This window comes from uncultured Aquincola sp. (assembly GCF_964001545.1).
GTDB lineage: Bacteria > Pseudomonadota > Gammaproteobacteria > Burkholderiales > Burkholderiaceae_C > Aquincola.
Map to the genome: position 1 here is coordinate 1 of NZ_CAXFDV010000124.1, position 6,986 is coordinate 6,986.

The 6,986-nt window shown below is 70.4% G+C and carries 7 protein-coding genes; 6 read left to right on the forward strand and 1 reads right to left on the reverse strand.

Annotated elements, in window-relative coordinates:
* Both ABNT58_RS04105 and ABNT58_RS04110 read left to right on the forward strand, forming a co-directional pair.
* The coding region (locus tag ABNT58_RS04105) for a DUF3182 family protein (protein WP_348752237.1) at nucleotides 1-690 on the forward strand (690 nt) is incomplete at its 5' end.
* Nucleotides 677-1,552, forward strand: coding sequence for an alpha/beta fold hydrolase (locus ABNT58_RS04110; RefSeq protein ID WP_348752238.1), 876 nt, complete (start codon nucleotides 677-679; stop codon nucleotides 1,550-1,552). The genes ABNT58_RS04105 and ABNT58_RS04110, both read left to right, overlap by 14 nt.
* Here the strand turns inward: ABNT58_RS04110 and ABNT58_RS04115 are convergent.
* Complete coding sequence (locus ABNT58_RS04115; protein WP_348752239.1) at nucleotides 1,519-3,366, reverse strand: ABC transporter ATP-binding protein; 1,848 nt, start codon at nucleotides 3,364-3,366, stop codon at nucleotides 1,519-1,521. The genes ABNT58_RS04110 and ABNT58_RS04115 overlap by 34 nt on opposite strands.
* 153 nt (nucleotides 3,367-3,519) lie before the next feature.
* On the opposite strand from ABNT58_RS04115, the gene ABNT58_RS04120 reads away from it, so the two are divergent.
* The 4 genes from ABNT58_RS04120 to ABNT58_RS04135 all read left to right on the forward strand — a co-directional run.
* Entirely contained in the window at nucleotides 3,520-4,152 is a 633-nt protein-coding gene (locus ABNT58_RS04120; protein ID WP_348752240.1) for an isochorismatase family cysteine hydrolase, read from the forward strand.
* Nucleotides 4,149-6,236 carry an NAD(+) synthase gene (locus ABNT58_RS04125; RefSeq protein WP_348752241.1) on the forward strand — a complete coding sequence of 696 codons (2,088 nt, stop codon included), beginning with the start codon at nucleotides 4,149-4,151 and terminating at the stop codon, nucleotides 6,234-6,236. The genes ABNT58_RS04120 and ABNT58_RS04125 overlap by 4 nt, the downstream gene beginning before the upstream one ends.
* A complete protein-coding gene (locus tag ABNT58_RS04130) occupies nucleotides 6,233-6,514 on the forward strand; it encodes a DUF427 domain-containing protein (RefSeq protein WP_348752242.1) in 282 nt (93 codons plus the stop codon). Before ABNT58_RS04125 ends, ABNT58_RS04130 begins: the two co-directional genes overlap by 4 nt.
* On the forward strand, nucleotides 6,511-6,986 hold a 476-nt coding region (locus ABNT58_RS04135), incomplete at its 3' end, for a CoA pyrophosphatase (RefSeq protein WP_348752243.1). The genes ABNT58_RS04130 and ABNT58_RS04135, both read left to right, overlap by 4 nt.

Consider the following 6,986-nt stretch of genomic DNA (forward strand, 5'->3'; position numbering starts at 1 on the left):
CTGGCCCACGGCAGCATGCGGCTGAAAAAGCCCGACGGCGTGGGCGGCCTGGGTCAGCAGGTGATGCAGCACATCGACGAGTTGCGCCAGTGGCTGGCCGAGACCGACCCCGAAGTGCTGCGCACACACGGCGTGGTGCTGGAGCGCAACCTGCGCCAGGTCGAGACGCTGAGCGTCGGCCAGGTCAAGGCCGGCCCGCTGATGGCCAGCTACGTGGGCACCCAGCAGCTCACCACCAATCACCGCGGCGAAGAGGTGTACGGCGGCTCCACCCTCACCGTGGTGCGCGGCGACTTCGAGGCGCTGCAGGCGCTCAAGCTCTCGCCCGAATTTGCCACCGCGGTCGACCAGGCCCTGGTGTACCACCGCGAGGCCGAACGCCACTACCCCGGCTTTCTGGCCACGCGCGCCAACTACGACGTGGCCCAGGGCGTGGACGACCGCGGCCAATGGCGATCGGGCGTGCTGGAGCAAAGCTGGCGCATCGGCGGCGCCAGCGGCGCCGAAGTGGCAGCCCTGCAATACTTCCAGGCCCATCCCGATTGCCAGGCCGTGCGTGCCTCCACCCACGAGGTGTATGGCCTGCAGGAACCGGTGCCGGCCGGCGCCAAGGTGCACTTCGACGACGACGACCCGGAGGTGGGCCGGGTGACCAAATACGCGCAGGTGGAGGCGCATGCCGACCTTTGACGAGCACGTGGCCATCCCCGTGGGGGATGGCAGCATCGCAGGCACCTTCGTCTCCCCCGGCACTCAGTTGCCCGGGGTGCTGTTCATCCATGGCTGGGGTGGCAGCCAGGCCCAGTACGTGGCGCGTGCGCGGCAGATCGCGGCGCTGGGCTGCGTGTGCCTGGCCTTCGACCTGCGCGGCCATGCCCAGACCAAGCCGCAGTTCGAGACCGTTTCACGCGCCAGCAACCTGCAGGACGTGCTGGCCGCCTACGACCTGCTGGCCGAGCGTCGGCATGTGGACCCTTCATCCATCGCGGTGGTGGGCAGCAGCTATGGCGGCTACCTGGCCACCATCCTGACCACCATGCGGCCGGTGCGCTGGCTGGCGCTGCGCGCGCCGGCGCTGTACATGGACTCGGGCTGGGAAGTGCCCAAGCTGCAGCTGCACAAGGACCAGGATCTCAAGGCCTACCGCCGCCACCTGGTGCCCTTTGCGGACAACCGGGCGCTGCAGGCCACGCACGACTTCGACGGCGACCTGCTGCTGGTGCAGTCGGAGCTGGACACCATCGTGCCCAAGGAAGTGCTGCACAGCTACCGCGAGGCGGGCAAGAACGCCCGCTCACTGACCTACCGCTGCCTGCGCGGCGCCGACCATGGCCTGAGCCAGCCGGCCGACCAGCGCGCCTACACGCAGGTGCTGGTGGGCTGGATCAACGAGATGATCTTCGGCGCCCGCGCCGACCATGTGGCGCCTGCGGTGCATGAGCCGCACGAGCCCGAATCGCCGCCCACGCCCACCGTGGCCAAGCCGGGCAAGCCGGCGCAGCCGGCCGTGGCCCCGCCTCAGGCCGCGGCAGCTTCGGCCGGCGCCGGCTGAGGCACCGCGCCCGGGCCCATCGTGGCCATCATCACCGCGAAGGCCGGCTGGCGCTGCACCAGCTCGGCCACGGTGCCCACGTCTTCCACCCGGCCGGCCACCATGAACACCACCTTGTCGAAGTGGGCCAGCAGCCCCAGGCGGTGCACCGAGGCCACGATGCAGGCGTCGGGGAAAGCTTCGAGGATGCGCGAGTGCACATGGATCTCGGTCAGTGAATCCAGCGCGCTGGTGGGCTCGTCCAGCAGCAGCACGCTGCTGTGGCGGGCTGCCAGCAGGCCACGCGCCAGCGCCAGCCGCTGACGCTGGCCACCCGACAGGTTGGTGCCGCGCTCGGCCATCGGCGCGTCCAGCTTGCCGGGCAGCTTTTCCAGCACGGGGTCGAAGGCCGCGGCCTGGATGGCGCGCATCAGCTCGGCCTCGGGCACCGGCTCGTCGAAGGTGATGTTCTCGCGCACCGAGGCTTCGAAGATCTCGGCCTCCTGCGGAATCAGCGTGGCCACCGGCGCCAGATCGCGTGCCTCGGGCACGTACTGCCCGTCCACCGCGATGTGGGCGGCCTTGGCCTCGTACAGCCCGGCCAGCGCGCGCAGCAACGTACTCTTGCCGGCGCCGCTGGGCCCCACCAGCGCCAGCCGCTCACCGCGGTGCAGCGACAAGGCCACGTCGTGCAAACCGCCGCGCTCGTCGCCCTTGCCCTCGGCCCCCGGGCGGCTGAAGCGCAGGCCCTGGATGTCGATGCGGCGCCAGCCTTCGTCGGCCAGCCGCCCGGCGGCCTGGCGCTGCGGCGCCTGCAGCACGATGGCCGCGCTGGCGAAATCGGTACGCGTGCGGGCCACCGCCTGGTACTGCGAGGCGATGGTGCCCAGCACCCCGGCCGCCTGCTGCGCGTACTGGTAGACCATGAACAGGCTGCCCAGCATCACCGCGCCGGTGGCCGCGCCCGCCGCAGCACCATCGGCCGCCGGGGCCACGAACAGCACGTACACCGCCACCAGTCCCCACGAGAGCACCACGCCCGACAGGTCGACCGAGCACCACTTCCATTCATTGAGCACGATGCTGCGGCGCAGCGGCTCGAACACCGCCATCAGCCGGCTGTCCAGCAGGCGGCGCGTGCCTTCCTGCAGCCGCAGGCTCAGCACTGAAGACACGTTGCCCACGAAGTCCAGCAACCGGGCCGCGTAACGCCGCTCGGCCTGGTTCTCGGCCACCGCCAGCTTCATCAGCGCGCCGTCGAAGGCCACGATCACGGTGGAGATGACGATCAGCCCGACGATGGCCACCAAGCTGGTGGCCGGCGACAGCAGCCACAGCGCCACCACCGGCCCGCACAGGTTGATGGCGTTCTGCAGGTAGATGAACTGGTTCTGCGTGAAGCCGAACAGCGCGTTGGACGCCTGGCCCACGCGGTGCTGCAAGTCGCCGGAATGGTGTTGCTCATGCCAGCCCAGCGGCGCGCGCAGCAGCCGGGCATACAGCGCATCGGCCACGCTGCGGCGCACGCGCAGCGCCACGGTGCGTTCCATCACCCGCGCCGGGCCGTGCAGCGACCAGCAGCCCACGTAGGCCGCCAGGATGGCGCCGATCCACAGCGCCGCCGGTGCCAGGCCGGTGCGGCCGGCCGACTGGATGCCGTTGATCGCCTGCGCCGCCATCCACGGAATGCCCAGCTTCAGCAGCTGCGAGCCGCCCAGCATGCTCAGCGCCAGCGCGAACTTGGCGCGTGCGCCCTGGGCATGCAGCCAGATGTGCCGGTACAGCTCGCCCAGCGAAGCGGGCACGACGGCGGCGGAAGCGGTGGCGGTGGTCATGGCGGGCACTGTAGAAAGCCGCTTCGTGCGCGTGCAGTCGGCCGCCTGACAAAGCGCCTGTAGGGTTTTCCCAGACACGCTTACAAAGAAGGGCCGGTTCCGCCCGCGGCACAGGCGTTGCCCGACCCCGGCATTGCCTGGATGAGCGCTGCGATGGCCCGACTGCTTTCCACCCACGACGAAAACGACCGCCGCCCGGGCGGCCCCGCCCTGGTGATCACCGACATGATCAGCCTCTGGGACTTTCCGGACGCCGACAAGCTGCTGCCCGCGGCGGTGGCCATCGCCCCGCGCGTGGCCCGGCTGCGCCAGCGTTGCCGCGAGGCCGGCGTGCCGGTGATCTATGCCAACGACAATCGGGGCCGCTGGCGGTCGGATTTCCGCCAGCTGGTGGATGCGGCGTTGCAGGCCGAGGGCCCGGGCGGACGCATCGTCGAACAACTGGCGCCCGACACCGACGACTACTTCCTGTTGAAGCCCAAACACTCCGCCTTCTTCGCCACGCCGCTGGAGCTGCTGCTCAACGACCTGGGCGTGGAGCAGCTCATCGTCACCGGCGTGTCCAGCGACCAGTGCGTGCTGGCCACCGTGGCCGATGCACGCATGCGCAACCTGGGCGCCGCGGTGCCGCAAGACTGCGTGGGCACGCAGTCGGCCCGGCGCAACCAGGCCGTGATCCAGCATTTCACCGACGTGGTGGGCATCTCCGTCACGCCTTCGTCCCGGCTGCGCCTGCCTGCCGGCCACCCCCACACCCCTGCGCCCGCGCGCGCCCGCACCCGATGACCCAGCCGATCGAGTTCTTCCACCCTGCCACCCACGGCTACCTGCGCATGGCGGTGGCCGTGCCGCGCGTGCGCATCGCCGACCCGGCCTGGAACGCCGGCGAAACCCTGCGCGTGCTGCGCGAGGCCGCCGACCAGGGCGCCTCGCTGGTGGCCTTCCCCGAACTGGGCCTGTCGGCCTACACCTGCGACGACCTGTTTCACCAGCGCGCGGTGCTCGACGCCTGCGAACAGGCGCTGCTGGCCGTGGCCGAAGGCAGCCGCGGCGTGCCGGCGGTGGCCATCGTCGGCCTGCCGCTGCGGGTGCGGCACAGCCTGTTCAACTGCGCGGCCGTGGTGTTCGACGGCCGCATCCTGGGCATCGTGCCCAAGACCTACCTGCCCAACTACGCCGAGTTCTACGAAGCCCGGCAGTTCAATCCGGCCGCCCACGCGCTGGTGACCGAGGTGCGCATCGGCACCCACACCGTGCCCTTCGGCACCCAGCTGATCTTCGAGGCGGCCAACCAGCCGCTGCTGCGCTTTCACGTCGAGATCTGCGAAGACGTGTGGGTGCCCATCCCGCCCTCGTCGTACGCGGCGCTGGCCGGCGCCACGGTGCTGGTGAATCTGTCGGCTTCCAACGTCACCATCGGCAAGTCGGGCTACCGCCACCAGCTGGCCAGCCTGCACTCGGCGCGTTGCCTGTCGGCCTACCTCTACACCTCGGCCGGCGTGGGTGAATCCACCACCGACCTGGCCTGGGACGGCCAGGCGCTGATCTACGAAGCCGGCGACCTGCTGGCCGAGTCGCAGCGCTTTGCGGGCGATGGCCACATCACCCTGGCCGACGTCGACCTGGAACGCCTGTCGCGCGAGCGCATGCGGCAGACCAGCTTCGGCCAATCGGCCGGCCTGCACGCCGAGCAGGTGGGCCGCATGCAGGCGGTGCGCTTCGAGCTGCCGCTGGCGCCGCTGACGCCCGAGCTGGCCACGCTGCGCCGCACGGTGCCGCGCTTTCCGTATGTACCGCCCGACCCGGCCACGCGCGACGTGCGCTGCGAAGAGGTGTATGCCATCCAGGTGCAGGCGCTGGTGCAGCGGCTGGAGACCAGCGGCATCCACAAGCTGGTGATCGGCATCTCGGGCGGGCTGGATTCCACCCATGCCCTGCTGGTGGCGGTGCGCGCGATGGACCTGCTGGGCCTGCCGCGCACCCACGTGCTGGGCTACACCATGCCCGGCTTTGCCACCAGCGAGCGCACGCTGGCCCAGGCACGCGAGCTGATGCTGGCCGTGGGCTGCAGCGCCGCCGAGATCGACATCCGCCCCAGCTGCGAGCAGATGCTTCAGGACCTGGGCCACCCGTATGCCGAAGGCCAGAAGCAGTACGACGTGACCTTCGAGAACGTGCAGGCCGGCGAGCGCACCAGCCATTTGTTCCGCCTGGCCAACCACCACAACGCGCTGGTGCTGGGCACCGGCGACCTGAGCGAGCTGGCGCTGGGCTGGTGCACCTACGGCGTGGGCGACCACATGTCGCACTACAACGTGAACGCCAGCGTGCCCAAGACGCTGATCAAGCACCTGGTGCGCTGGGTGGCCGGCCGCGCCAGCGAACGTGAACGCACGGTGCTGCAGCAGGTGCTGGACACCGAGATCAGCCCCGAGCTGGTGCCCGGCGAAGCCGACGGCGGCCAGCCCGGCCAGAGCACCGAAAGCACGCTCGGCCCCTACGAGCTGCACGACTTTGCGCTGTACCACACGGTGCGCTTCGGCTTTCCGCCCAGCAAGGTGGCCTTCCTGGCCTGGCAGGCCTGGCGCGACGCGCAGCGCGGCCCCTGGCCCGACAGCCCGCTGGTGGCGCGCAACGAATACTCGCTGGCGCAGATTAAAAAGCATCTGCGCACCTTCGTGTTCCGCTTCTTCCAGACCAGCCAATTCAAGCGCTCCTGCGTGCCGAACGCGCCCAAGGTAGGCTCGGGGGGATCGTTGTCGCCGCGTGGCGACTGGCGCGCCCCCAGCGATGCCCATGCCACCACCTGGCTGGCCGACTGGGCCCGCGTGCCCGACGACGACACCCCCTTGAAGGAGACCGGCACATGAAGGCGATCTGGAACGGCACCGTGGTGGCCGAAAGCGACGACACCGTGGTGGTGGAAGGCAACCACTACTTCCCGGCCACGGCGCTGGACAAGAAGTTCATCCTGCCCAGCAACACCAAGACCATGTGCTCCTGGAAGGGCGAGGCCAGCTACTACACGCTGTTCGTGGATGGCGACGCCAACCCCGACGCCGTCTGGTACTACCCCAACCCCAAGGAGGCCGCGGCCGAGATCAAGGACCGGGTGGCCTTCTGGAAGGGCGTGAAGATCGAGGCATGACGGTGCAGCGCACGCCCGCGCTGCGCGAGCAGGTGCAGGCGCGGCTGCAGGCGCTGGCGGTGCACTCGCTGCACGACGCCAGCCACCCGGGCCGCGCGGCGGTGGCAGTGGCCATCGTCGACGAAGGCCATGGCGCCGCGATGGACGGCCTGCCGGTGCATGCGCACTGGTCCGAGGCCGCGGCCTTGATCCTGACGCGCCGGGCGCTGCACCTGCGCCACCACCCCGGCCAATGGGCGCTGCCCGGCGGCCGTGTGGACGAAGGCGAAACGCCCGAGGCTGCCGCGCTGCGCGAGCTGCACGAAGAGGTGGGCCTGGTGCTGGACCCCAGCGCGGTGCTGGGCCGGCTGGACGACTTCAGCACCCGCTCGGGCTTCGTCATCACACCGGTGGTGGTGTGGGCCGGGCCGGCGAAACTGCTGGTGGCCAACCCGGGTGAGGTGGACAGCATCCACCGCATCCCGGTGAGCGA

What these genes read in the sequence shown, in the direction of transcription:
- ABNT58_RS04110 (WP_348752238.1), top strand. Translation starts at nt 677, where the DNA reads ATGCCGACCTTTGACGAGCACGTGGCCATCCCCGTGGGGGATGGCAGC.
- ABNT58_RS04115 (WP_348752239.1), bottom strand. Translation starts at nt 3,366, where the DNA reads ATGACCACCGCCACCGCTTCCGCCGCCGTCGTGCCCGCTTCGCTGGGC.
- ABNT58_RS04120 (WP_348752240.1), top strand. Translation starts at nt 3,520, where the DNA reads ATGGCCCGACTGCTTTCCACCCACGACGAAAACGACCGCCGCCCGGGC.
- ABNT58_RS04125 (WP_348752241.1), top strand. Translation starts at nt 4,149, where the DNA reads ATGACCCAGCCGATCGAGTTCTTCCACCCTGCCACCCACGGCTACCTG.
- ABNT58_RS04130 (WP_348752242.1), top strand. Translation starts at nt 6,233, where the DNA reads ATGAAGGCGATCTGGAACGGCACCGTGGTGGCCGAAAGCGACGACACC.